This window comes from Chelativorans sp. AA-79, assembly GCF_029457495.1.
Taxonomy (GTDB): domain Bacteria; phylum Pseudomonadota; class Alphaproteobacteria; order Rhizobiales; family Rhizobiaceae; genus Chelativorans.
Window position 1 is genome coordinate 2,724,255 of record NZ_CP120361.1, and the last position, 22,397, is coordinate 2,746,651.

General features: G+C 63.7%; 28 protein-coding genes and 1 pseudogene. 27 read left to right on the forward strand and 2 right to left on the reverse strand.

The annotated features are described in order from the left end of the window. The first annotated feature begins 95 nt into the window (after positions 1-95). The 5 genes from PVE73_RS13180 (at position 96) to PVE73_RS13200 (ending at position 5,630) form a co-directional block, all read left to right on the forward strand. The gene (locus PVE73_RS13180) at positions 96-1,676 is read left to right on the forward strand and encodes an ABC transporter ATP-binding protein (protein WP_277362691.1); all 1,581 of its coding nucleotides are present in this window, start codon (positions 96-98) and stop codon (positions 1,674-1,676) included. Then, positions 1,676-2,791 carry an ABC transporter permease gene (locus tag PVE73_RS13185; protein WP_277367450.1) on the forward strand — a complete coding sequence of 372 codons (1,116 nt, stop codon included), beginning with the start codon at positions 1,676-1,678 and terminating at the stop codon, positions 2,789-2,791. Before PVE73_RS13180 ends, PVE73_RS13185 begins: the two co-directional genes overlap by 1 nt. Then, entirely contained in the window at positions 2,784-3,698 is a 915-nt protein-coding gene (locus PVE73_RS13190) for an ABC transporter permease (RefSeq protein WP_277362692.1), read from the forward strand. The genes PVE73_RS13185 and PVE73_RS13190 overlap by 8 nt, the downstream gene beginning before the upstream one ends. Before the next feature lie 76 nt (positions 3,699-3,774). After that, positions 3,775-4,848, forward strand: a complete 1,074-nt coding sequence (locus PVE73_RS13195) for a BMP family ABC transporter substrate-binding protein (protein WP_277362693.1) — start codon at positions 3,775-3,777, stop codon at positions 4,846-4,848. Positions 4,849-4,985: 137 nt separating this feature from the next. After that, positions 4,986-5,630, forward strand: coding sequence for a glutathione S-transferase family protein (locus PVE73_RS13200; RefSeq protein WP_277362694.1), 645 nt, complete (start codon positions 4,986-4,988; stop codon positions 5,628-5,630). Positions 5,631-5,668: 38 nt separating this feature from the next. On the opposite strand, the gene PVE73_RS13205 is transcribed toward PVE73_RS13200, so the two are convergent. Next, on the reverse strand, positions 5,669-5,920 hold the full coding sequence (locus PVE73_RS13205) for a hypothetical protein (protein WP_277362695.1): 252 nt from the start codon (positions 5,918-5,920) through the stop codon (positions 5,669-5,671). 412 nt (positions 5,921-6,332) lie between these two features. Between PVE73_RS13205 and ilvD the strand changes: the two genes are divergently transcribed. Next, complete coding sequence (gene ilvD, locus PVE73_RS13210; protein WP_277367451.1) at positions 6,333-8,057, forward strand: dihydroxy-acid dehydratase; 1,725 nt, start codon at positions 6,333-6,335, stop codon at positions 8,055-8,057. Between the two features lie 4 nt (positions 8,058-8,061). After that, on the forward strand, positions 8,062-8,841 hold the full coding sequence (locus PVE73_RS13215; protein ID WP_277362696.1) for a tetratricopeptide repeat protein: 780 nt from the start codon (positions 8,062-8,064) through the stop codon (positions 8,839-8,841). A gap of 15 nt (positions 8,842-8,856) precedes the next feature. On the opposite strand, the gene xth is transcribed toward PVE73_RS13215, so the two are convergent. Beyond that, positions 8,857-9,648 (reverse strand): exodeoxyribonuclease III, encoded by a 792-nt coding sequence (gene xth / locus PVE73_RS13220; RefSeq protein ID WP_277362697.1) that lies wholly within the window; start codon positions 9,646-9,648, stop codon positions 8,857-8,859. Positions 9,649-10,002: 354 nt separating this feature from the next. On the opposite strand from xth, the gene PVE73_RS13225 reads away from it, so the two are divergent. From PVE73_RS13225 to rplN, 20 genes and pseudogenes are all read left to right on the forward strand, one after another. Next, on the forward strand, positions 10,003-10,251 hold the full coding sequence (locus tag PVE73_RS13225) for a DUF2188 domain-containing protein (RefSeq protein ID WP_277367452.1): 249 nt from the start codon (positions 10,003-10,005) through the stop codon (positions 10,249-10,251). Between the two features lie 31 nt (positions 10,252-10,282). Beyond that, complete coding sequence (locus PVE73_RS13230) at positions 10,283-10,495, forward strand: hypothetical protein (RefSeq protein WP_277362698.1); 213 nt, start codon at positions 10,283-10,285, stop codon at positions 10,493-10,495. Positions 10,496-10,588: 93 nt separating this feature from the next. Further along, positions 10,589-10,903: a hypothetical protein gene (locus PVE73_RS13235; RefSeq protein WP_277362699.1), complete on the forward strand. Its 315-nt coding sequence runs from the start codon at positions 10,589-10,591 to the stop codon at positions 10,901-10,903. Between the two features lie 31 nt (positions 10,904-10,934). Further along, entirely contained in the window at positions 10,935-12,035 is a 1,101-nt protein-coding gene (locus PVE73_RS13240) for an AI-2E family transporter (protein WP_277362700.1), read from the forward strand. A 419-nt stretch (positions 12,036-12,454) separates the two neighbouring features. Next, on the forward strand, positions 12,455-12,826 hold the full coding sequence (rpsL, locus tag PVE73_RS13245) for a 30S ribosomal protein S12 (protein ID WP_028032968.1): 372 nt from the start codon (positions 12,455-12,457) through the stop codon (positions 12,824-12,826). A gap of 64 nt (positions 12,827-12,890) precedes the next feature. Beyond that, positions 12,891-13,361, forward strand: a complete 471-nt coding sequence (gene rpsG, locus PVE73_RS13250) for a 30S ribosomal protein S7 (protein ID WP_277362701.1) — start codon at positions 12,891-12,893, stop codon at positions 13,359-13,361. A 27-nt stretch (positions 13,362-13,388) separates the two neighbouring features. Next, positions 13,389-15,479, forward strand: a complete 2,091-nt coding sequence (gene fusA / locus PVE73_RS13255; RefSeq protein ID WP_277362702.1) for an elongation factor G — start codon at positions 13,389-13,391, stop codon at positions 15,477-15,479. A gap of 62 nt (positions 15,480-15,541) precedes the next feature. Continuing rightward, positions 15,542-16,716: pseudogene (tuf, locus tag PVE73_RS13260) on the forward strand (elongation factor Tu). A 65-nt stretch (positions 16,717-16,781) separates the two neighbouring features. Continuing rightward, positions 16,782-17,090: a 30S ribosomal protein S10 gene (gene rpsJ / locus PVE73_RS13265; RefSeq protein ID WP_007066362.1), complete on the forward strand. Its 309-nt coding sequence runs from the start codon at positions 16,782-16,784 to the stop codon at positions 17,088-17,090. A gap of 76 nt (positions 17,091-17,166) precedes the next feature. Continuing rightward, the gene (rplC, locus tag PVE73_RS13270; protein WP_277362703.1) at positions 17,167-17,895 is read left to right on the forward strand and encodes a 50S ribosomal protein L3; all 729 of its coding nucleotides are present in this window, start codon (positions 17,167-17,169) and stop codon (positions 17,893-17,895) included. Then, a complete protein-coding gene (gene rplD / locus PVE73_RS13275) occupies positions 17,895-18,515 on the forward strand; it encodes a 50S ribosomal protein L4 (RefSeq protein ID WP_277362704.1) in 621 nt (206 codons plus the stop codon). The genes rplC and rplD overlap by 1 nt, the downstream gene beginning before the upstream one ends. Next, positions 18,512-18,805 carry a 50S ribosomal protein L23 gene (locus PVE73_RS13280; protein ID WP_277362705.1) on the forward strand — a complete coding sequence of 98 codons (294 nt, stop codon included), beginning with the start codon at positions 18,512-18,514 and terminating at the stop codon, positions 18,803-18,805. The genes rplD and PVE73_RS13280 overlap by 4 nt, the downstream gene beginning before the upstream one ends. 20 nt (positions 18,806-18,825) lie before the next feature. Then, positions 18,826-19,662 (forward strand): 50S ribosomal protein L2, encoded by an 837-nt coding sequence (rplB, locus tag PVE73_RS13285; protein ID WP_277362706.1) that lies wholly within the window; start codon positions 18,826-18,828, stop codon positions 19,660-19,662. 15 nt (positions 19,663-19,677) lie between these two features. Continuing rightward, on the forward strand, positions 19,678-19,956 hold the full coding sequence (gene rpsS / locus PVE73_RS13290) for a 30S ribosomal protein S19 (protein ID WP_277362707.1): 279 nt from the start codon (positions 19,678-19,680) through the stop codon (positions 19,954-19,956). A gap of 2 nt (positions 19,957-19,958) precedes the next feature. Continuing rightward, positions 19,959-20,348 carry a 50S ribosomal protein L22 gene (gene rplV / locus PVE73_RS13295; protein WP_277362708.1) on the forward strand — a complete coding sequence of 130 codons (390 nt, stop codon included), beginning with the start codon at positions 19,959-19,961 and terminating at the stop codon, positions 20,346-20,348. Continuing rightward, positions 20,348-21,052: a 30S ribosomal protein S3 gene (gene rpsC, locus PVE73_RS13300; RefSeq protein WP_277362709.1), complete on the forward strand. Its 705-nt coding sequence runs from the start codon at positions 20,348-20,350 to the stop codon at positions 21,050-21,052. The genes rplV and rpsC overlap by 1 nt, the downstream gene beginning before the upstream one ends. Before the next feature lie 24 nt (positions 21,053-21,076). Continuing rightward, on the forward strand, positions 21,077-21,490 hold the full coding sequence (rplP, locus tag PVE73_RS13305) for a 50S ribosomal protein L16 (protein WP_277362710.1): 414 nt from the start codon (positions 21,077-21,079) through the stop codon (positions 21,488-21,490). 11 nt (positions 21,491-21,501) lie between these two features. Beyond that, complete coding sequence (rpmC, locus tag PVE73_RS13310; RefSeq protein ID WP_277362711.1) at positions 21,502-21,702, forward strand: 50S ribosomal protein L29; 201 nt, start codon at positions 21,502-21,504, stop codon at positions 21,700-21,702. Positions 21,703-21,710: 8 nt separating this feature from the next. Further along, positions 21,711-21,959, forward strand: a complete 249-nt coding sequence (gene rpsQ / locus PVE73_RS13315) for a 30S ribosomal protein S17 (RefSeq protein ID WP_277362712.1) — start codon at positions 21,711-21,713, stop codon at positions 21,957-21,959. Between the two features lie 64 nt (positions 21,960-22,023). Continuing rightward, positions 22,024-22,392: a 50S ribosomal protein L14 gene (gene rplN, locus PVE73_RS13320; protein ID WP_277362713.1), complete on the forward strand. Its 369-nt coding sequence runs from the start codon at positions 22,024-22,026 to the stop codon at positions 22,390-22,392. Positions 22,393-22,397: the final 5 nt, after the last annotated feature.

Below are 22,397 nucleotides of genomic sequence, written 5' to 3' on the forward strand. Positions count from 1 at the left end.
TGCCCTGCGGAATGCTTGAAGCTGTTTCAACCGAGTGGAAGCTATTGCGTGGGGAAGAAGCGCGCCTACGATGGCTGCGGGAACAAAAAGAATGAATGGGAGGTGTTGTGCCGGCAACACTTGAGCACCGCGTCGTGCCGCTTCTGGAGGCCCGTGGCCTTACGAAGACTTTCGGCTCCCTTGTCGCCTGCGACCATATCGACCTGACGATCGGCCGCGGCGAGATCCACGCGCTGCTCGGCGAGAACGGCGCGGGGAAGTCGACGCTCGTCAAGATGCTCTTCGGCGCGCTGGAGCCTGCGGACGGTGCAATCTTCTGGAAGGGACGGCAGGTGGCGATCGTCAGTCCGCGGGCGGCGCGGCGCATCGGCATCGGCATGGTGTTCCAGCATTTTTCTCTGTTCGACGCGCTGACGGCCGCCGAAAATATCATGCTGTCGCTGGATGATCCGGCGCCCCCCGGCGCGGTCACGGCGCGCGCCCGCGACCTTTCGCAAGCCTACGGGCTGCCCATCGATCCGAAGGCCCATGTGGGCGACCTCTCGGTGGGCGAGCGCCAGCGCATCGAGATCATCCGCTGCCTTCTGCAGAACCCCGAACTCATCATTCTCGATGAGCCGACCTCGGTGCTGACGCCGCAGGAAGCTGACAAGCTGTTCGCGACACTGGAGAAACTCAGGGCCGAAGGGCGTTCGATCCTTTATATCTCGCACCGGCTCGAGGAAGTGAAACGCATCTGCGACCGCGCGACCGTGCTGCGCCAGGGCAGAGTGGTCGCCGAGTGCGATCCGCGCAAGGAGACCGCCTCATCGCTCGCCCGCATGATGGTGGGGGACGAAGTCAAACCCGTGACACGCGACAAGCCCGCCGCCCACCGCGAGGCGCTCCTCGAAATCCGCGATCTCGACCGCCGGGCGAGTCATCCCTTTGCCCTCCCGCTCTCCAACCTCAATCTCACCGTCCATGCGGGCGAGATCCTCGGGGTGGCTGGCGTCGCGGGCAATGGGCAGGGTGAGTTCTTCGAAGCGGTTTCGGGCGAGGCCTTGCAGGACAGGGCGGACGCGGTACGCATCCGCGGGAAGGATGCGGGCCGGCTGGACATTTCCGGGCGCCGACTGTTGGGCGCGGCTTTCGTGCCCGAGGAGCGGCTGGGCCATGCCGCCGCACCGGCCATGACCTTGTCGCAGAACCTCCTCCTTTCGCGCTTCCGCACCGACGCGCGTGCGTTCCTCTCCCGCCTGGGCGTCATCCGCAGCGGTCTCGTCGCCAGGGCTTCCAAGCGCATCTGCGAAGCGATGGACGTGCGCAAGAGCGGCGAGGACCCGGAAGCCTCGGCCCTTTCAGGCGGAAACCTGCAGAAATTCGTGATCGGCCGCGAACTCGACCGGCAACCGCTGGTTCTCGTCGTCAACCAGCCCACCTGGGGTGTCGATGCTGGTGCCGCTGCGCGGATCCGCCAGGCGCTCATCGATCTCGCCGGGAGCGGCTCGGCGGTGCTCGTCATCAGCCAGGACCTCGATGAGCTGTTCGAGATCTGCGACGGGATTGCGGTGATGCACGGCGGAAGACTCTCTATGCCGGTGCCCATCGCCGAGGCCACATATGAAAAGATCGGCCTGCTGATGGGCGGTGCCGAGCCCGGCCAGGCCCCGATGCCCACGGCGGAGGCCGTATGATGCGCATCGAACTCGTCAAGCGGCCGCAGCATTCGGCGCTCTTCAGCACCCTCTCGCCGTTCATCGCCCTGGCGCTGACGCTTGCCGTCGGGGCTGTCATGTTCCTGTTCCTGGGCAAGAACCCGGTCGAGGCGCTCTATTACTTCTTCATCGATCCTTTGCGCGAGACCTGGTCGCTGCACGAACTCGCCGTGAAGGCAGCCCCCCTGATCCTGATCGCGGTTGGACTTGCAGTCTGCTATCTCTCGAACAACTGGAATATCGGTGCGGAGGGACAGTTCATCATCGGCGCGATCGCGGGCTCCTTGCTCCCGGTGATGTTCCCGGATCTCCAATCCTGGACGGTGCTGCCTCTGATGCTGCTGATGGGGATCGCCGGCGGCGCGGCCTATGCGGCGATCCCGGCCTTGCTGAAGGTGCGCTTCAACACGAACGAGATCCTGACCAGCCTGATGCTGGTCTATATAGCGCAGCTCTTCCTCGACTGGATCGTACGCGGGCCATGGCGCAATCCCGAAGGCTTCAATTTTCCCGAGACGCGCAATTTCCACGCCTTCGCCATCCTGCCCGAGATCTGGCCGGCCTCGGGCCGCGCCCATTGGGGCTTCATCTTTGCTCTTCTTGCGGCGCTCGTTCTCTGGTTCGTGCTCTCGCGCACGCTGAAGGGCTTCGAGGTGAAGGTGATCGGCCAGAGCCCGCGAGCGGGGCGGTTCGCCGGCTTCTCGCGTGGGCGGATGGTGATCTTCGCCTTCCTCGTCTCGGGGGCGCTGGCGGGTCTCGCCGGCATCAGCGAGGTCTCGGGCGCCATCGGCCAGCTTCGCCCGACAATCTCGCCGGGCTATGGCTTTACGGCGATCATCGTCGCCTTCCTCGGGCGGCTCAATCCGCTCGGCATCATCGCGGCAGGCCTCGTGCTGGCGCTCACCTATCTGGGTGGTGAGGCGGCGCAGATCTCGATCGGCGTGACCGACAAGGTGGCGCGCTCCTTCCAGGGCATGCTGCTCTTCTTCGTTCTAGCCTGCGATATGCTGATCCACTACCGCATCCGGTTCACGCGGTCATCGCGAGCAACGGCGGCGGAGGCGAAAGCCGCGGAGGCATCCAGCTATGCTTGAATCGGTTCTCATCACGATCGCAACGGCCGCTACGCCGCTCCTGATCGCGGCCCTGGGCGAACTGGTCGTGGAGCGCTCGGGCGTGCTCAACCTCGGCGTCGAGGGGATGATGATCATGGGGGCGGTGACGGGCTTCGCCGTTGCGGCCATGACCGGCTCCGCCTGGCTCGGCATCTTTGCCGCCATCCTGGTGGGCGCGGCCTTCGCACTGCTCTTCGGTTTCCTGGCACTCTCGCTCGTCACCAACCAGGTGGCGACGGGTCTTGCGCTGACGTTGTTCGGCCTGGGCCTCTCGGGGATGCTGGGCGAGAGTTTCGTGGGACAGCCCGGCGTGAATCTCGGTGCCATCCACATCCCTGTACTGTCCGAGATTCCCGTCGTCGGACGGCTGCTGTTCGGACAGGATCCGTTCTTCTATATCTCGATCCTGCTTACGATCGCGGTCGCCTATTTTCTGTTCTCCACGCGTGCGGGGCTGATGTTGCGCGCGGTGGGCGACAATCACTCATCGGCGCATGCTCAGGGCATCAACGTCATCGGCGTCCGCTATCTCGCGGTTCTCTTCGGCGGCGCCTGCGCGGGGCTCGCCGGGGCATATCTGTCGATCGTCTACACGCCGCAATGGGTGGAGAACATGACGGCCGGGCGCGGCTGGATCGCGCTGGCGCTCGTCGTCTTCGCCTCTTGGAGGCCCTGGCGCGTGGTGGCCGGCGCCTATCTCTTCGGCGGCGTGACCATCGGCCAGCTTCACGCGCAGGCCCTGGGGCTCGGCATCCCGTCGCAGCTTCTGTCTTCGCTTCCCTATCTGGCCACGATTGTCGTACTAGTCTTGATCTCCAGGAATCGGCGACTGACCATGATGAACACACCGGCATCTCTGGGGCGGGCTTTCGTGCCCGACCGCTGAGTGCCGCGAAAGTTTCGAACCGCTTGCGCAAGGGCGCGGAAGGCGCCACAGGCAACCATCAGAGAGGACAAAGAAAATGAAAAAGCTACTGAAGGCATTTGCCGCAGCCACGGTGCTGGGCCTCGCCGCGGCGGGCGCGGCCGAGGCGCAGGACCCGACCAAGGCATGCTTTATCTATGTGGGGCCGATCGGCGATTTCGGCTGGTCGTACCAGCATCACCAGGGCGTCCTGCAACTTGAGGAGGCGATGGGGGACGACGTCGAGACCGCTTATCTGGAGAGCGTGCCGGAAGGAGCGGATGCGGAGCGCGCGATCGAACGTTTCGCGCGTTCGGGCTGTGACATCATCTTCACGACCTCATTCGGCTATATGGATGCCACGAACAAGGTGGCGGGGCGCTTCCCGGACGTGAAATTCGAGCACGCGACGGGCTACAAGCGCGAACATCCGAACGTCTCCACCTACAATTCCAAGTTCCACGAAGGCCGCTACATCCAGGGCGTGATAGCCGCGAAGATGTCGGAGGCGGGCGTGGCGGGCTATATCGCGTCATTCCCCATTCCTGAAGTGGTGATGGGGATCAACGCCTTCATGCTCGGGGCGCAGTCGGTCAATCCGGATTTCCAGGTGAAGGTCGTCTGGGCCAACACCTGGTTCGACCCGGGCAAGGAAGCAGATGCCGCCAAGGCGCTGATCGACCAGGGCGTCGACATCATCACACAGCATACCGACTCCACCGCGCCCATGCAGGTGGCGGCCGAACGCGGCATCAAGGCCTTCGGTCAGGCCTCCGACATGATCAAGTTCGGGCCTGAGACGCAGCTCACCTCCATTATCGACGACTGGGGCCCGTACTATATCGAGCGGGTGAAAGCCGTGCGGGACGGCACCTGGGAGCAGGTGGACGTCTGGGGCGGCCTCAAGGAAGGCCACGTGGTCATGGCCCCCTACACGAACATGCCCGATGACGTGAAGGCGTTGGCGCAGGAGACGGAAGACAAGATCCGCTCCGGCTTCAACCCGTTCACCGGTCCTGTCAACAAACAGGACGGTACGCCCTGGCTCGCCGAAGGCGAGGTGGCCGACGATGCGACGCTGCTCGGCATGAACTTCTACGTGGAAGGCGTGGACGATCAGCTTCCCAACTGAGGAGTCGATCGCCGGCTTGGCACCGGTTGCACAAGGGCGGCCCCGAGCCGCCCTTTTTTCCGGCCGTGACTGCTCCTGACAGCTGGTTGTCAGGAGCATGCTGATAGAGTGCCGACATCCGAATGAGGGAGATGAAGATGCTCAAGTTCTATCATGCGCCGTGGTCCCGCTCTTCCGCCGTGTTCTGGCTGATCGAGGAACTCGGGGTGGACTATGAAATGGAACTCGTGGACATCCGTGGCGAGGGAGGGGCGCCGGAGGAATACCGGGCGGTCCAGCCGAACAAGAAGGTTCCGGCGATCGAGCACGAAGGCAAAGTCGTTACGGAGCGCGCGGCGATCGCGATCTATCTCGGCGACGCGTTTCCGCGGACGGGGCTTGCTCCGGCGATCGGCGATCCGGATCGCGCCGCTTATCTGAGCATGCTCGTCTATCACGATGCGGTCTTCGATCCGGCGATTTGCGGGCATGTGCACGGCCTGAGCTATGTGAGCAATGATTATCCGTTCGGTCTCTACGACGACCTGGTTGCAAATCTCGAGCACAGGCTGTCTGAAAAACCCTACGCCGCCGGTGATCGGTTCACGATCGCGGACGTGATCCTCGGCTCGGGCATGAATTACACCATGAACGTGCTCAAGGGCCTGCCGCAGAAGCCGGCCTTCGAGGACTATGTCGCCCGGGTGACGGATCGGCCGGCCTACAAGCGTTCGGCGGAGAAGGATGCGGCACTTGCCGCCAAGGTGCCCGCGTTCCAGGCGATGTTCGCCTCACGCGACTAAGGCCGGCGCGACCGGTCCGGCGGTCGTAGGCGGTCCGATCAGCGGCCGCTGCGTTTGGTCTTGCGTCCCCCGGCCCGCGAAGATTTTTTCCGCAAGGCACCGCCGTCACCCTTCTCCTGCTCCTTCGCCTCCTTTGCGAGGCGGACGGCCTTCAACCGCGCGGTCTTGCGTTCACGCTGCGCGGTCTCCGCCTCGGTGATAGCCCGGGAAACCTGATCCGTGGTCCTGCTCTTGCTCTCCATGCGGGTAAGGCTCGGCTGGAACAGGTCATCACTCGTGGGTTTCGGCATGCTCGTCTCCGCTGAACGGCGCCCGACTCCCGGACGCACGCTCGCAATTTCACCTACGCGCGGTCGGACGCCCAAACTTAACGCGTGAGCCGACATGTTGTTCCGGCAAGGTTGATCCATTTTTTCCAGATTTCTTCTCAACCCACTGATAGTACTTATTGTCATTGCGTTCTCCGCAGCAGCGATCACTCCGACCCTGTGGCCGTTCTTCGGTGCCTTTCTCTCCCGCGGCAGCGCATCCCGCCGCTTTCTGTTGCGGAACGGCAACACTTTCTCAAGATGCGTTGCGCTAAGAGGGGGCGGGGGCAAGTCGCCAATTTCCCGCCATAAAACGAGCGCACCGAGAAACCTCTTGGATCGCGCTATCCGTAACATGCGTTTCGAGTAGAAGCCGAAAGCGGCAAAGGTGATGATGGACGCTCGACCGATCTCCAAGGACAAGTTGCCGAGCCGCTACGTGACCGTAGGGCCGGCGAGGGCACCGCACAGGTCCTATCTTTATGCGATGGGCCTGTCGCCGGAGGAGATCGCACAGCCGCTGGTGGGCGTTGCCACCTGCTGGAACGAGGCTGCCCCCTGCAACATTTCGCTGATGCGCCAGGCCCAGGTGGTGAAGAAGGGCGTGGCGGCCGCAAAGGGCACGCCGCGCGAATTCACCACCATCACCGTGACCGACGGCATCGCCATGGGCCACCAGGGCATGAAGGCCTCGCTCGCCTCGCGCGAGGTGATCGCCGATTCGGTCGAACTCACCATGCGCGGGCACTGCTATGACGCGCTGGTGGGTCTTGCCGGCTGCGACAAGTCGCTGCCCGGTATGATGATGGCCATGGTCCGCCTCAACGTGCCGTCGATCTTCATTTATGGAGGCTCGATCCTGCCCGGCACCTGGCGCGGACGCCAGATCACGGTCCAGGACGTGTTCGAGGCGGTTGGTCAGCATTCGGTCGGCACCATCTCCGACGACGAACTGATGGAGATCGAGCAGGCGGCCTGTCCTTCGGCCGGCTCCTGCGGCGCCCAGTTCACCGCCAACACCATGGCTACGGTGGCCGAGGCGATCGGTCTTGCGCTGCCTTATTCCTGCGGCGCGCCGGCGCCCTACGAGATGCGTGACCGCTTCAACCACGCCTCCGGCGAGAAGGTGATGGAACTGGTCGCCAGGCAGATCCGCCCGCGCGACATCGTCACGCGCAAGGCGCTGGAGAATGCGGCAGCCGTGGTGGCCGCTTCGGGCGGCTCGACCAACGCGGCACTCCATCTGCCGGCCATCGCACACGAGGCGGGCATCAAGTTCGACCTGTTCGACGTCGCCGAGATATTCAGGAAGACGCCTTATGTCGCGGATCTGAAGCCCGGCGGCAAATACGTCGCCAAGGACATGTTCGAGGCCGGCGGCATCCCGCTCCTCATGAAGACGCTGCTCGAGCACGGCTATCTGCACGGCGACTGCATGACGGTCACGGGCCGCACGCTGGCCGAGAACATGGAGCGCGTTCAGTGGAACGACGCGCAGGACGTGGTTTATCCGGCAGACAAGCCGTTGAGCCCCACCGGGGGTGTCGTCGGCCTCAAAGGCAACCTCGCGCCAGACGGCGCAATCGTGAAGGTCGCCGGCATGAAGAAACTCCGCTTCTCCGGCCCGGCGCGCTGCTTCGATTCGGAGGAAGACTGCTTCGCCGCCGTTTCCGAACGGCGCTACAAGGAAGGCGAGGTACTGGTGATCCGCTACGAGGGCCCGAAGGGCGGGCCGGGCATGCGGGAGATGCTGGCCACCACTGCCGCCCTCTACGGGCAGGGCATGGGCGACAAGGTGGCGCTCATCACCGACGGACGCTTCTCAGGTGCCACGCGCGGCTTCTGCATTGGTCATGTCGGGCCGGAAGCGGCGGTGGGCGGCCCCATCGGGCTCGTTGAGGACGGCGACATCATCACCATCGACGCGGTGGCCGGCACGATCGACGTGGCGCTCGGCGATGCGGAACTGGCTGAACGCCGCAAGAACTGGAAACCGCGCGAGACCGATTACCGGTCCGGCGCGATCTGGAAATACGCGCAGGGCGTCGGCCCCGCGCGCTACGGCGCGGTGACACATCCCGGCGCCGAGAAAGAAACGCACTGCTATGCGGATGTTTGAGCATATGACGGGCCGGCTCTTCGCCGGAGCCCTCGTTTTGTTCGGGACACTCGGTCCCGCGATGGCGCTCGACGAGAAGGCCGTCGTGCAGCAGCCGTCGCGCAACCCTCTCGCCATGTTCCGCTTCGGCTTCTCCGCCTACAAGCGAGGCGAGAAGCAGGAAGCGGTCGAAGCCTATCGCTACGCCGCGGAGAACGGGCAGGTGGGCGCACGCTGGAAGCTCGCGCGCATGTATGCCGAAGGCGACGGTGTCGCCCGCAACGACTACGAGGCCTTCAAGTTCTTCTCGGAGGTCGCCCAGCAGGAGGTGCAGCCGGGCAGCCGCGATGAAAGCTACGTTTCCGACGCCCTGGTGGCGGTGGGCAACTATCTGCGGCGCGGCATTCCCGGCACGCCGGTCGCCGCCAATCCGCCCATCGCACTCGAATACTACATGCGCGCGGCGGCCACCTACCGGAATGCTGACGCGCAGTTCCAGCTCGGCCGCATGTTCCTTTCCGGCGAAGGCGGCGCCAAGAGCGTGCAGCAAGCCGCCCGCTGGCTGCAACTCGCGGCGGAAAAGGGCCATGCCGGCGCACAGGCTACCCTGGGCAATCTCCTGTTCCAGAGCGGCAAGGTCGTGCGCGGCCTGGCGCTGATGACGACAGCGCTGGAGCGCGCGGCCCCCTCTGATATGGGCTGGATCCGTTCCATGCAGGAAGAGGCCTTCGCGCTCGCCGGCGAATCGGACCGCCGCACGGCCATCGCCCTTGCCGAGGACTATCTGGCGAACGGGATCGAGTAGCGCGGCCGCTGCATCTCAGCCGGCGGCCACGTCGAGATCGACCGCGACGGGCACGTGGTCGGACGGTTTTTCCCAGGCGCGCGTGTGCTTCCGCACGGAAACGGATACGATCCGGTCGGCCGCTTCCGGCGACAGCATCAGATGGTCGATGCGGATGCCGTTGTTCTTCTGCCAGGCCCCCGCCTGATAATCCCAGAAGGTATAGGTCCCCGGCTCATCCGTCGCGGAGCGCAGCGCGTCCGTCAGGCCCAGATTGGAAAGGCGGCGGAAGGCCTGCCGGCTTTCCGGCTGGTAGAGTGCGTCCCCGAGCCAGTTCTCAGGGTTCCTGGCATCCATCGGCTCCGGAATCACGTTGTAGTCGCCGGCTAGCACCAGCGGCTCTTCGAGCTTCAGGCGCGCTTTCGTCCAGGCCTCCAGCCGTTCCATCCAGCCGAGCTTGTAGGCGAATTTCTCGCTGTCGACCGGGTTGCCGTTGGGCAGGTAGAGGGAGGCCACGCGCAGCCCGCCGGCCTGGGTCGAGAATACGCCCTCGATGAAGCGCGCCTGCTCATCCCCGTCATTGCCGGGGAGGCCGCGACTCACCTCGTCGAACCGCAGCTTCGACAGGATCGCCACGCCGTTGAAGCCCTTCTGACCGTTGGTCTCGACGTGATATCCCATCGCCTCGATCGGCTCGCGGGGAAACTGCTCGTCGACGGACTTGATCTCCTGTAGGCAGGCGATGTCGGGTGCCGCTTCCTGCAGCCAGTGCAGGAGGTTCTCGATTCGCGCCTTCACGCCGTTGATGTTCCAGGTAGCGATCTTCATGGGCATGTCATCCGAGGTGTGGCGCAGCCGGCCGTTGAATGGTCCATGGCAGTCTTCTAGAGCAATCACTCGGCGCAACAAAGTGGGCAATCCTTCCGCAGGTCGAATACTCCGGCCCGGAAAGAAGGTGCGGAACAACCCGATGGAGGCGATCGTTGGGTGCGCGGTCCCGACCCGTGGAGATCTGACATGCGTATCCTCGTTGCCCTACTCGGCCTTTACGGCATTTATCGCTTCTTCCGCCGCCGCCCGGATCGCGGACCGCGTGCGCTTCTCCAGGACATGCGCTCGCAGCCGGGTCGGGCCACCCGGGAACGGGGAAGAGAGCGCAGGCCGGGTCGGCGGCCGAGGCAGGTGATCTATCGCGTGGTGGAGCACGACGGCGGCTGGGCCTACAAGGTGGGCGACGTGTTTTCAGAGACACACCCCACCCGTCAGGCAGCATTCCGGGCTGCAGAGCAGGCCGCGGCGGCGCATCGAAGCGAAGGCAGCGACGAGATGATCGAATATCAGGACCGGCGGGGCCGCTGGCATGAAGAATTCGAGACCGGAGAAAGCCGGCCGACAACGAAGGTGGCGCAGCGGCCTTCGACCGACCTTTGAAGCCGTTGAAAGGAGGCGGGGAGCAGGAGCAATGTCCGAGGAAGACCGCAACCGACCGCGCAAGAGGGCCGATGTCAGGGCGATCCTGATCGCCGCCGCCATCATTGTCGTCGTGCTGATTCTTTTCCTGCTCTATGGTGGCGGGTTCGGCACCGCCCCGGATACCACGTCCGGGGGAGCCGATCCGGACAGCATCCCCACCCAGGCGGAGGAAACGGCGCCGACCACCGGGACTGAAAGGTAGCGCCCAAGGTGTTCATCTGGAACCGCTTCCGCGCCTGATATGCGGAACGAATCGGCTACCCGGCCGTTGTGGAGATACAGCGGAGGAAGGACGTTGCAGATCATCGATATCGTTGTCTCGCGCGAAAGCAAGAACAGTCCATGGGTGAATGTGGTGTTCTTGGGAGACGACGGCGAATCGGTCTCGGTGCGTCTTGCCTGCGCCATTCCCTCGGGCAGCGATGTCGGCCGCAACTACATCATAAGACGCGCCACCACGCTGCTTCGGAGCTTGGTGACATGCGAGGCTTTCAACACGCTCGGAGAAACGGTGTGGGTCCCGCGGACGGGGCGCTTCGGCACCGCTTCAGAAGCGCCCCGTGCATTGCGGCAGGTGGCAGAAAGCTGGACCGGCACCGGCGAGGAGTGAAACCGCCCATAGTCGACGCATCGGAGGCGCAATGAGCGGCGGCGAGTTGCGAGGGAAGCGGCTGGCGCCGGGCTATCCGCGCGCGGCGGTCGGTCTGCTTGCCATAGCCACCACCCTGCTGATCGTTCTCGTTCTCCGCGAAACGGCCTGGATGACCGGGACCTTGGCGCTCGCCTTCTTCGCGGCCCTGGCGCTCTGGCCGATCGATCACTGGATCCGCGCCCATCTGCCTCCCCCGCTGCGCTGGCTTGGTCATGCCGCGGCACTCGTCGTCATGCTGCTCGCCTTCCTGCTCTTCTCGGCGGGGTTGTTCTATGTGGTGCAACAGATTGCCCAAGGACTCGTGCGCTATCAGGAGCCTCTGGAACAGCTCACGCGACAGATCGGCCGATGGATCCGGATCGCCGGAGAAGGTGGCGGGGAGGGCACTGCTTCGCTCGCGGAACGCCTGGTGGATCCGGTCATCTCCATCGCCACTACGATCATGCAGTCGGTCTGGAGCTTCGCGGGTATCCTGACGCTGCTTTATTTCCTCGTTTGGCTGATTCTCCTCGAGACGCCTTCCTTTTCGGCGAAGCTTGCGGCGATGACGTCCTATCATGATGGCGCAACCCTGCGCCGAATCGTCGAGGCGACGGCCTCGCGCTTCCGCCGCTATCTCGTGGTGCGGACGGTGCTGGGGATTGCGACCGGCGCGCTCTACGTGCTCTGGCTCTGGTGGTGGAACCTCGACTTCCTCCTCGTCTGGGGTCTGTTGGCCTTCATGCTGAACTATATTCCGACCGTCGGCTCCATCATCGCCGGCATCCTGCCCATGACGCTTGCCGTGCTGCAGCGTGACCCCGCTTCGGCACTTGTCATCGGTGCGGGGCTGTTGCTGATCGAGCAGTTCATGGGCAACTATGTCGACCCGAGACTCCAAGGGAGGGAGCTTTCGATCTCTCCCCTTGTCGTGCTTGTGGCTCTCATGTTCTGGACGTGGGTCTGGGGCCTTCTCGGCGCCATCCTCGCGGTGCCGATGACCCTGGTGATCACGATCGCCTTCTCTCGCGTCGAGGCCCTCCGCCCGATCGCGCTGGCGCTCTCGAACGCGGAAGACATGGAGGATCTGAAAGACGTTACGACAGCCTGAGCGCAAAGTTGCGAAGAACCTGGCAGCAGGCCTGGAAAGAGCGGCTGCCTCTTCCCATATCGCCCGATGAATTGATCGTTTTCGGCGGCTGCCGGCAGGCGGGCGATATCGGCGCAAGATAATTGCCGATGCGGGCTTGACGGGTGCGCCAGTTGCGCGTATTACCCGCCGCGTCTGAGCCGATGTGAGGCCTTTCTCTTCGGAGCGACCCGTTCCGGAGCTTGAGCCTCAAACAGGGTTCGTTTTAACGAGCGACAGACTTTCCGGCGCATGAAGCGGATTGCCGCTTCCTCTGCTTTTGTTCGGGCAGGACCGCAGCCAAGCGGTTTGTTGCCCGAATTTGCGTTAGGAACGCTGTTTGTCGTGCGAATGGAACCTGTGTTCGCTCATGACACGAGATTGAAACAAGGGAAGGTTTGATGCCGACCGTAAGTCAGCTGATCCGCAAGCCGCGCCAAGCGCCGGTGAAGCGCAACAAGGTGCCCGCCATGGAGGCGAACCCGCAGAAGCGGGGTGTGTGCACGCGCGTCTATACGACGTCGCCGAAGAAGCCGAACTCGGCCATGCGCAAGGTGGCGAAGATCCGGCTTGCCAACGGCTTCGAGGTGATCGGCTACATTCCGGGCGAAGGCCATAACCTGCAGGAGCACTCCGTGGTGATGATCCGCGGCGGCCGCGTGAAGGACCTTCCCGGCGTGCGCTATCACATCATCCGCGGCGTGCTCGACACGCAGGGTGTGAAAAGCCGCAAGCAGCGCCGCTCCAAATACGGCGCGAAGCGTCCGAAGTAAGGGTTTTCCCGGCTTCGGCGCTTTTGTTTTCAGCGCCGGGCCCTGAAGGTGAGAGACGAAGAAGATGTCCCGACGTCACCGTGCAGAAAAGCGCGAGATCAACCCGGATCCGAAGTTCGGCGATCAGGTTGTGACCAAGTTCATGAATGCCATCATGTACGAGGGCAAGAAGTCCGTCGCCGAGCAGATCGTCTACGGCGCACTCGATCAGGTGGAGGAAAGGACCAAGCAGGAGCCGGTCGCGATCTTCCATCAGGCGCTCGACAATGTCGCGCCGCATGTAGAGGTCCGCTCCCGCCGCGTGGGCGGCGCCACCTATCAGGTGCCGGTCGACGTGCGTCCCGAGCGCCGTCAGGCCCTCGCCATCCGCTGGCTCATCTCGGCCGCGCGCGGGCGCAACGAGAAGACCATGGTCGAGCGTCTGTCCGGCGAATTGCTGGATGCGTCCAACAACCGCGGCACCGCGGTGAAGAAGCGCGAAGACACCCACAAGATGGCCGAGGCCAACCGCGCTTTCTCGCATTACCGCTGGTAAGGCGCGTAAGAAGAAGAGGACCCTAGGATGGCCCGCGAATACAAGATCGAAGACTACCGAAATTTCGGTATCATGGCGCATATCGACGCCGGCAAGACGACGACGACCGAGCGTGTCCTGTACTACACAGGCAAGTCGCACAAGATCGGCGAAGTCCATGACGGCGCGGCCACCATGGACTGGATGGAGCAGGAGCAGGAGCGCGGCATCACCATCACGTCGGCCGCGACCACGACCTTCTGGAAGGGCCGTGACGAGAAGCTGCGCCGCTTCAACATCATCGACACGCCGGGGCATGTGGACTTCACCATCGAAGTGGAGCGCTCTCTTCGCGTGCTCGACGGCGCCATCGCGCTGCTCGATGCCAATGCGGGTGTGGAGCCGCAGACGGAGACCGTGTGGCGCCAAGCGGACAAGTATCATGTCCCGCGTATGATCTTTTGCAACAAGATGGACAAGATCGGCGCCGACTTCTACCGCTCGGTCGAGATGGTGAAATCGCGGCTCGGCGCGACGCCGGTCGTCATGCAGCTGCCGATCGGCGCCGAAAGTGACTTCAAGGGCGTCATCGATCTCGTCGAGATGAAGGCGCTGGTCTGGCGCGACGAGTCGCTGGGTGCCGCCTGGGACATTCTTGAGATTCCGGCCGAGTTCAAGGAGAAGGCAGAGGAGTATCGCGAGAAGCTCGTCGAGGCTGCTGTCGAGATGGATGAGAGCGCCATGGAGCGCTATCTCGAGGGCGAGATGCCGTCGATCGAGGAGATCCGCGCGCTGATCCGCAAGGGCACGATCGAGGTCAAGTTCTTCCCGATGTTCTGCGGCTCCGCCTTCAAGAACAAGGGCGTGCAGCCTCTCCTGGATGCGGTGGTCGACTACCTGCCCTCGCCGATCGACATTCCCGCCATCCGGGGCGTGGATGCCAAGACCGAGGAGCCGATCGAGCGGCACCCGGACGACAACGAGCCGCTCTCGATGCTGGCCTTCAAGATCATGAACGACCCCTTTGTCGGGTCGCTCACCTTCTGCCGCATCTATTCCGGCGTGCTCAAGAAGGGTTCCTCGCTCGAGAACACCGTGAAGGGCAAGCGCGAGCGCATCGGCCGCATGCTGCAGATGCACGCCAATTCCCGCGAGGACATCGAGGAAGCCTATGCGGGCGACATCGTGGCGCTTGCCGGTCTCAAGGAGACCACCACGGGCGACACGCTCTGCGATCCGCTGAAGCCGGTGATCTTGGAGCGCATGGAGTTCCCGGAGCCGGTCATCCAGATCGCCATCGAGCCCAAGACCAAGGGCGACCAGGAGAAAATGGGCCTGGCGCTCAACCGCCTGGCGGCCGAAGATCCTTCCTTCCGCGTCAAGTCCGACGAGGAGAGTGGCCAGACCATCATCGCCGGGATGGGCGAGCTTCACCTCGACATCATTGTCGATCGCATGAAGCGCGAGTTCAAGGTCGAGGCGAATATCGGTGCGCCGCAGGTGGCCTATCGCGAGACCATCACCAAGGCGGCGGAGATCGACTACACCCATAAGAAGCAGACCGGCGGCTCGGGCCAGTTCGCCCGCGTCAAGATCGTGTTCGAGCCGAACCCGGAGGGCGAGGATTTCGTGTTCGAGTCCAAGGTCGTCGGCGGCTCCGTGCCGAAGGAGTACATCCCCGGCGTGCAGAAGGGCATCGAGAGCGTCCTGTCTTCGGGCCCGATCGCCGGGTTCCCGATGCTGGGCGTGAAGGCGACGCTCGTGGACGGTGCCTATCACGATGTCGACTCCTCGGTGCTCGCTTTCGAGATCGCCGCCCGTGCGGCCTTCCGTGAAGGTGCCCAGAAAACCGGTGCGCAACTGCTCGAGCCGATCATGAAGGTCGAGGTGGTGACGCCGGAAGAGTATGTCGGCAGCGTGATCGGCGATCTGAACTCGCGACGCGGTCAGATCCAGGGGCAGGAGGCGCGCGGCGTCGCCGTGGTCATCAATGCCATGGTGCCGCTCGCCAACATGTTCAAGTATGTCGACAATCTGCGTTCGATGTCGCAGGGCCGTGCCCAGTATACGATGCAGTTCGACCACTACGAGCCGGTTCCCAGCGCTGTCGCGCAGGAGATTCAGAAGAAGTTCGCGTGATCGCCCTTAAGGCGTGCACCAACAAACGGCCTGACCAGGCAAGAAGATAACGGAGACCTCACATGGCCAAAGGTAAATTTGAGCGTACGAAGCCGCATGTGAACATCGGGACGATTGGTCACGTTGACCATGGGAAGACGTCTCTGACGGCAGCGATCACGAAGTTTTTCGGCGAGTTCAAGGCCTACGACCAGATTGACGCTGCGCCTGAGGAGAAGGCGCGCGGGATCACGATCTCGACGGCGCATGTGGAATACGAGACGGAGAACCGTCACTATGCGCATGTGGACTGCCCGGGGCATGCCGACTACGTGAAGAACATGATCACGGGCGCGGCGCAGATGGACGGTGCGATCCTTGTGGTGTCTGCCGCCGACGGCCCGATGCCGCAGACGCGCGAGCACATCCTTCTTGCCCGGCAGGTTGGCGTTCCGGCGATCGTGGTGTTCCTGAACAAGGTGGACCAGGTGGACGATCCGGAGCTTCTGGAGCTTGTGGAGCTGGAGATCCGCGAGCTTCTGTCGAAATACGAGTTCCCGGGCGACGACATCCCGATCATCAAGGGTTCGGCTCTTGCGGCGCTCGAGGATTCCAACAAGGAGATCGGCGAGGACGCGGTTCGCGCGCTGATGAAGGAAGTGGACGCCTACATCCCGACGCCGGAGCGTCCGATCGACCAGCCGTTCCTGATGCCGATCGAGGACGTGTTCTCGATTTCGGGCCGCGGCACGGTTGTGACGGGCCGTGTGGAGCGCGGCGTGGTGAAGGTTGGCGAGGAGGTCGAGATCGTCGGCATCCGGCCGACCTCGAAGACGACGGTGACCGGTGTTGAGATGTTCCGCAAGCTGCTCGACCAGGGCCAGGCGGGCGACAATATCGGGGCGCTTCTGCGCGGCGTGGACCGCGAGGGGTGGAGCGCGGGCAGGTTCTTGCCAAGCCGGGTTCGGTGACGCCGCACACGAAGTTCAAGGCGGAGGCCTACATCCTGACGAAGGAGGAGGGCGGGCGCCATACGCCGTTCTTCACGAACTACCGTCCGCAGTTCTACTTCCGCACGACGGACGTGACGGGCATCGTGACGCTGCCCGAAGGGACGGAAATGGTGATGCCGGGCGACAATGTGACGGTGGACGTGACGCTGATCGTGCCGATCGCCATGGAGGAGCGCCTGCGCTTCGCCATCCGCGAGGGCGGCCGCACCGTCGGGGCGGGAATCGTCGCAAGCATCACCGAGTAACGAGGCAGGCATCCGGCGCGGCGCTGGCCAAGGCCCGCGCCGCAAGCCGAACGAGGAACTGAAACATGAACGGACAGAATATCCGTATCCGCCTCAAAGCGTTCGACCACCGGGTGCTCGACGCCTCCACGCGCGAGATCGTGTCCACGGCCAAGCGCACCGGCGCCAATGTCCGCGGCCCGATCCCGTTGCCGACGCGGATCGAGAAGTTCACGGTGAACCGCTCGCCGCATATCGACAAGAAGAGCCGCGAACAGTTCGAGATGCGCACGCACAAGCGCCTGCTCGACATCGTGGATCCGACACCGCAGACGGTGGACGCGCTGATGAAGCTCGATCTCGCCGCCGGCGTCGATGTCGAGATCAAGCTCTGAGGCGGAAGACAAGAGGATAGGACCCCGCGCGCGGCAAGCGGCCGGACGACGGGAAGCCTGAAAGGAAATCGAACCGATGCGTTCAGGTGTTATCGCACAGAAGATCGGGATGACGCGCGTCTACAACGAGGCGGGCGAGCACATCCCCGTCACGGTTCTGCGCATGGAGAATTGCCAGGTGGTTGCCCAGCGCACCGAGGAGAAGAACGGCTACACCGCCGTTCAGCTCGGTGTCGGCCTCGCCAAGGTGAAGAACACGTCGAAGGCGTTGCGCGGCCATTTCGCCACCGCTTCCGTGGAACCCAAGGCGAAGCTCGCCGAGTTCCGCGTGTCGCCGGAGAACCTGCTCGATGTGGGGGCGGAGATCACTGCCGACCATTTCGTGCCGGGCCAGAAGGTCGACGTTACGGGAACCTCGGTGGGCAAGGGCTTCCAGGGTGTCATGAAGCGCCACAATTTCGGCGGCGGTCGCGCGACCCATGGTAACTCCGTGTCCCACCGCACTCACGGCTCGACCGGCCAGCGCCAGGATCCGGGCAAGGTGTTCAAGGGCAAGAAGATGGCGGGTCACATGGGCGACCGGCGCGTGACCACCCAGAACCTGGAGGTGGTCTCCACCGATACCGAGCGCGGCCTGATCATGGTCCGCGGCGCGGTTCCGGGCTCGAAGGGAGCCTGGATCATGGTGCGTGACGCCGTGAAGGTGCCGCTCCCCAAGGAGGCGCCGGTTCCGGCGGCAGTCCGCGCAAGCAACAACGATGCCGCGAAGGCTGAGAACGCCGCCGCCAGCGAGGGGGCAGAATAATGGATATCAAGGTAACCACCCTGGCGGGCAAGGATGCCGGTAAGCTTGAAATCTCTGACGAGATTTTCGGGCTCGATCCGCGGGAAGACATTCTGCATCGCGTCGTGCGCTGGCAGCTTGCCAAGCGCCAGCAGGGGACGCACAAGGCCAAGGGCCGCGCCGAGATCGCACGCACCGGCGCCAAGATGTACCGCCAGAAGGGCACCGGCCGTGCGCGTCATCACTCCGCGCGTGCGCCGCAGTTCCGCGGCGGCGGCAAGGCGCACGGGCCGGTGGTGCGAAGCCACGAGCACGACCTGCCCAAGAAGGTTCGTGCGCTCGGCCTGAGGCATGCGCTTTCCGCGAAGGCCAAGTCCGCCAACCTCATCATCATCGACGAGCTGGCGGTCAAGGAGGCCAAGACGAAGGCGCTGGTCGAGAACTTTGCCAAGCTCGGTCTTACGAACGCGCTGCTGATCGGCGGTACGGAGATCGATGCCGGCTTCAAGCGTGCGGCCGCCAATCTTTCGAATATCGACGTTCTGCCGGTGCAGGGCATCAACGTCTACGACATTCTGCGCCGCGGGACCCTGGTGCTTTCCAAGGCTGCGGTCGAGGCTCTCGAGGAGCGGTTCAAATGACGGATCTTCGCCATTACGACGTGATCGTGAGCCCCGCGATCACCGAAAAATCGACGATGGCCTCGGAGAACAACCAGGTCGTCTTCAACGTGGCTCGCAAGGCGACGAAGCCCGAGATCAAGGCGGCGGTGGAAGCTCTCTTCGGCGTCAAAGTCACCGGTGTGAACACGTTGGTGCGCAAGGGCAAGGTGAAGCGCTTCCGCGGCACCATCGGGCAGCAGAGCGACGTCAAGAAGGCGATCGTGACGCTGGCCGAGGGCCAATCCATCGACGTCGCGACGGGTCTTTGAGAGGCCGCGAGGATTAAGACATGGCACTCAAGAATTACAAGCCGGTAACGCCGGGCCAGCGTCAGCTGGTGATCGTGGACCGCTCGGGCCTTCACAAGGGCAAGCCCGTAAAGGGGCTGACCGTGGGCCTGACGTCCAAGGGCGGCCGCAACAATCACGGTCGCGTCACCGCGCGGTTTCAGGGCGGTGGGCACAAGCGTACCTATCGCCTGATCGATTTCAAGCGCCGCAAGTTCGACGTTTCGGGCGTCGTGGAGCGGCTCGAATACGATCCGAACCGGACGGGCTTTATTGCCCTGGTGCGTTATGACGATGGCGAGCTCAGCTATATCCTGGCGCCGCAGCGCTTAGCGGCCGGGGACCGCGTGGTCGCGTCCACCGGCGCAGTGGATGTGAAGCCGGGCAATGCAATGCCGCTCGCCAGCATGCCGCTGGGCACGATCATCCACAATGTCGAGCTCAAGCCCGGCAAGGGCGGCCAGCTTGCGCGTTCCGCGGGCTCCTACGCGCAACTCGTCGGCCGTGACCAGGGCATGGCGATCCTGCGGCTCAATTCCGGCGAGCAGCGTCTCGTCGCAGGTGGCTGCATGGCGACGGTGGGGGCGGTGTCAAATCCGGACCACTCCAATGTGAGCCTCGGCAAGGCGGGCCGCAAGCGGTGGCTGGGCAAGCGTCCGCACAATCGCGGCGTCGCCATGAACCCGGTCGACCACCCGCATGGCGGCGGTGAAGGCCGCACGTCCGGCGGCCGTCACCCGGTCTCGCCTTGGGGCAAGCCCACCAAGGGCCGCAAGACGAGGTCCAACAAGGCGACCGATAAGTTCATCATGCGCTCGCGCCACCAGCGCAAGAAATAGGAAAGGTAACGGAACGTGTCCCGTTCAGTTTGGAAAGGCCCCTTTGTCGACGGCTTCCTGTTGAAGAAGGCCGACAAGGTTCGCGAGAGCGGCCGCAAGGAGGTGATCAAGATGTGGAGCCGCCGCTCCACCATTCTGCCCCAGTTCGTGGGGCTGACCTTCGGCGTCTACAACGGCCAGAAGCACATTCCGGTGCTCGTCAGCGAAGAGATGGTGGGCCACAAATTCGGTGAGTTCGCTCCGACCCGCACCTATTACGGCCACGGCGCGGACAAGAAGGCAAAGAGGAAGTAACCATGGGCAAGGCCAAAGCGCCACGCAGGCTTGCAGACAATGAGGCGCGTGCGGTTCTGCGCACGATCCGCGTCAGCCCGCAGAAGCTGAACCTCGTTGCCGCGCTGATCCGCGGCAAGAAGGTCGGGACGGCGCTCGCGGACCTCGAATTTTCGCGCAAGCGGATCGCGGGCACCGTGAGAAAGACGTTGGAATCGGCGATTGCCAACGCCGAGAACAACCACAATCTCGATGTGGACGCGCTGGTGGTGGCGGAGGCCTATGTCGGCAAGTCGATCGTCATGAAGCGCTTTCATGCCCGCGGTCGCGGCCGCGCCAACCGCATCGAGAAACCATTTTCGCACCTGACGATCGTCGTTCGCGAAGTTGAAGAGCAAGTGGAGGCCGCCTGATGGGCCAGAAAGTCAATCCGATCGGTCTCCGTCTCGGCATCAACCGCACCTGGGATTCGCGCTGGTTCGCGAATAACAGCGAGTACGGACAACTGCTGCACGAGGATCTGAAGATCCGCAACTATATCGAGAGCGAGCTCAAGCAGGCAGCGATCTCGAAGGTCGTGATCGAGCGCCCGCACAAGAAGTGCCGCGTGACCATCCATTCGGCACGTCCGGGTCTCATCATCGGCAAGAAGGGGGCCGATATCGACAAGCTGCGCCGCAAGATTGCGCAGATGACCAATGCGGAGACGCATCTGAACATCGTCGAGGTGCGCAAGCCTGAGATTGATGCGCGCCTCATCGCCCAGTCGATCGCCCAGCAGCTCGAGCGCCGCGTCGCATTCCGCCGCGCCATGAAGCGCGCGGTGCAGTCGGCCATGCGGCTCGGTGCCGAAGGCATCCGCATCAGCTGCACGGGCCGCCTCGGCGGTGCGGAGATCGCGCGCATCGAGTGGTATCGCGAGGGTCGCGTGCCGCTGCACACGCTGCGGGCCGACATCGACTACGGCACGGCCGAGGCGAAGACCGCCTATGGCGTGTGCGGGGTGAAGGTCTGGGTCTTCAAGGGCGAGATCCTGGAGCACGATCCGATGGCGTCCGAACGCCGGGCGGTCGAGGGTGAGCAGGGCGGCGGTCAGCGTCGTCGCGAGAACGCCTGAGCCGGAATTTTGGAGTAACAAGAAATGCTGCAACCAAAGCGCACGAAATTCCGCAAGCAGTTCAAGGGCCGCATCCATGGCTTGGCCAAGGGCGGGACGGAGCTGAACTTCGGAGCCTTCGGCCTGAAGGCGATGGAGCCGGAGCGCGTCACCGCGCGCCAGATCGAGGCTGCACGCCGTGCCATCACGCGCCAGATGAAGCGCCAGGGCCGCGTCTGGATCCGCATCTTCCCGGATGTGCCGGTTACGGCCAAGCCGACGGAAGTCCGCATGGGTAAGGGCAAGGGCAGCGTGGAATACTGGGCGTGCCGCGTGAAGCCCGGCCGCGTGATGTTTGAAATCGACGGCGTGGCCGAGGATGTGGCGCGCGAGGCCCTGCGCCTCGGTGCGGCCAAGCTCCCGGTCAAGACGCGCTTCGTACAGCGCATCGCTGAATAGGAGAGGGCATCATGAAAGCCACTGACATCAGGACGATGACGCCCGATCAACTCGATGACGAGTTGACGAACCTGAAGAAAGAGCAGTTCAACCTTCGCTTCCAGAAGGCGACGGGGCAGCTCGAGAAAACTGCGCGTGTCAGGCAGATCCGCCGCGACATTGCGCGCATCAAGACAATCGCCGCCGAGAAGACGGCCGGCAAGAAGGCCTGAGGACAAAGATGCCAAAGCGCGTTTTGCAGGGCACCGTGGTGAGCGACAAGAACGACAAGACGGTCGTCGTCCTGGTCGAGCGGCGGTTTGCGCACCCGATTTTCAAGAAGACCGTGCGCCGTACCAAGCGGTACAAGGCCCACGACGAGGCCAATGCATGTAAGGTCGGCGACATCGTGCTGATCGAGGAGACGCGCCCGATCTCCAAGGACAAGTCCTGGATCGTGGTCGAGAGCCAGGCACAGCAGGCACAATAAGAATGGAATGGACGGGAAGGGCGCAGAAGCGTAGTCCCGGCAGATAACTAGAAGGCGGCCAGTCATGATTCAGATGCAAACAAACCTCGACGTGGCGGATAATTCCGGCGCCCGTCGTGTCATGTGCATCAAGGTGCTCGGCGGTTCGAAGCGGAAATATGCCTCGGTTGGCGACATCATCGTCGTCTCCGTGAAGGAGGCCATTCCGCGCGGCCGCGTGAAGAAGGGTGACGTGATGAAGGCGGTGGTGGTACGCACCGCCAAGGACATTCGCCGCCCCGACGGCAGCGTCATTCGCTTCGACAGCAACGCCGCCGTTCTCGTCGACAACAAGAGAGAGCCCGTCGGCACCCGTATCTTCGGACCGGTTCCGCGCGAGTTGCGCGCCAAGAACCACATGAAGATCATCTCGCTGGCGCCGGAAGTTCTCTAGAAGGA

Excerpts from the sequence above, each read along its gene's own strand:
- PVE73_RS13180 (WP_277362691.1), top strand. The coding sequence starts at position 96 with ATGGGAGGTGTTGTGCCGGCAACACTTGAGCACCGCGTCGTGCCGCTT.
- PVE73_RS13185 (WP_277367450.1), top strand. The coding sequence starts at position 1,676 with ATGCGCATCGAACTCGTCAAGCGGCCGCAGCATTCGGCGCTCTTCAGC.
- PVE73_RS13190 (WP_277362692.1), top strand. The coding sequence starts at position 2,784 with ATGCTTGAATCGGTTCTCATCACGATCGCAACGGCCGCTACGCCGCTC.
- PVE73_RS13195 (WP_277362693.1), top strand. The coding sequence starts at position 3,775 with ATGAAAAAGCTACTGAAGGCATTTGCCGCAGCCACGGTGCTGGGCCTC.
- PVE73_RS13200 (WP_277362694.1), top strand. The coding sequence starts at position 4,986 with ATGCTCAAGTTCTATCATGCGCCGTGGTCCCGCTCTTCCGCCGTGTTC.
- PVE73_RS13205 (WP_277362695.1), bottom strand. The coding sequence starts at position 5,920 with ATGCCGAAACCCACGAGTGATGACCTGTTCCAGCCGAGCCTTACCCGC.
- ilvD (WP_277367451.1), top strand. The coding sequence starts at position 6,333 with ATGGACGCTCGACCGATCTCCAAGGACAAGTTGCCGAGCCGCTACGTG.
- PVE73_RS13215 (WP_277362696.1), top strand. The coding sequence starts at position 8,062 with ATGACGGGCCGGCTCTTCGCCGGAGCCCTCGTTTTGTTCGGGACACTC.
- xth (WP_277362697.1), bottom strand. The coding sequence starts at position 9,648 with ATGAAGATCGCTACCTGGAACATCAACGGCGTGAAGGCGCGAATCGAG.
- PVE73_RS13230 (WP_277362698.1), top strand. The coding sequence starts at position 10,283 with ATGTCCGAGGAAGACCGCAACCGACCGCGCAAGAGGGCCGATGTCAGG.
- PVE73_RS13240 (WP_277362700.1), top strand. The coding sequence starts at position 10,935 with ATGAGCGGCGGCGAGTTGCGAGGGAAGCGGCTGGCGCCGGGCTATCCG.
- rpsL (WP_028032968.1), top strand. The coding sequence starts at position 12,455 with ATGCCGACCGTAAGTCAGCTGATCCGCAAGCCGCGCCAAGCGCCGGTG.
- rpsG (WP_277362701.1), top strand. The coding sequence starts at position 12,891 with ATGTCCCGACGTCACCGTGCAGAAAAGCGCGAGATCAACCCGGATCCG.
- fusA (WP_277362702.1), top strand. The coding sequence starts at position 13,389 with ATGGCCCGCGAATACAAGATCGAAGACTACCGAAATTTCGGTATCATG.
- rpsJ (WP_007066362.1), top strand. The coding sequence starts at position 16,782 with ATGAACGGACAGAATATCCGTATCCGCCTCAAAGCGTTCGACCACCGG.
- rplC (WP_277362703.1), top strand. The coding sequence starts at position 17,167 with ATGCGTTCAGGTGTTATCGCACAGAAGATCGGGATGACGCGCGTCTAC.
- rplD (WP_277362704.1), top strand. The coding sequence starts at position 17,895 with ATGGATATCAAGGTAACCACCCTGGCGGGCAAGGATGCCGGTAAGCTT.
- PVE73_RS13280 (WP_277362705.1), top strand. The coding sequence starts at position 18,512 with ATGACGGATCTTCGCCATTACGACGTGATCGTGAGCCCCGCGATCACC.
- rplB (WP_277362706.1), top strand. The coding sequence starts at position 18,826 with ATGGCACTCAAGAATTACAAGCCGGTAACGCCGGGCCAGCGTCAGCTG.
- rplV (WP_277362708.1), top strand. The coding sequence starts at position 19,959 with ATGGGCAAGGCCAAAGCGCCACGCAGGCTTGCAGACAATGAGGCGCGT.
- rpsC (WP_277362709.1), top strand. The coding sequence starts at position 20,348 with ATGGGCCAGAAAGTCAATCCGATCGGTCTCCGTCTCGGCATCAACCGC.
- rplP (WP_277362710.1), top strand. The coding sequence starts at position 21,077 with ATGCTGCAACCAAAGCGCACGAAATTCCGCAAGCAGTTCAAGGGCCGC.
- rpmC (WP_277362711.1), top strand. The coding sequence starts at position 21,502 with ATGAAAGCCACTGACATCAGGACGATGACGCCCGATCAACTCGATGAC.
- rpsQ (WP_277362712.1), top strand. The coding sequence starts at position 21,711 with ATGCCAAAGCGCGTTTTGCAGGGCACCGTGGTGAGCGACAAGAACGAC.
- rplN (WP_277362713.1), top strand. The coding sequence starts at position 22,024 with ATGATTCAGATGCAAACAAACCTCGACGTGGCGGATAATTCCGGCGCC.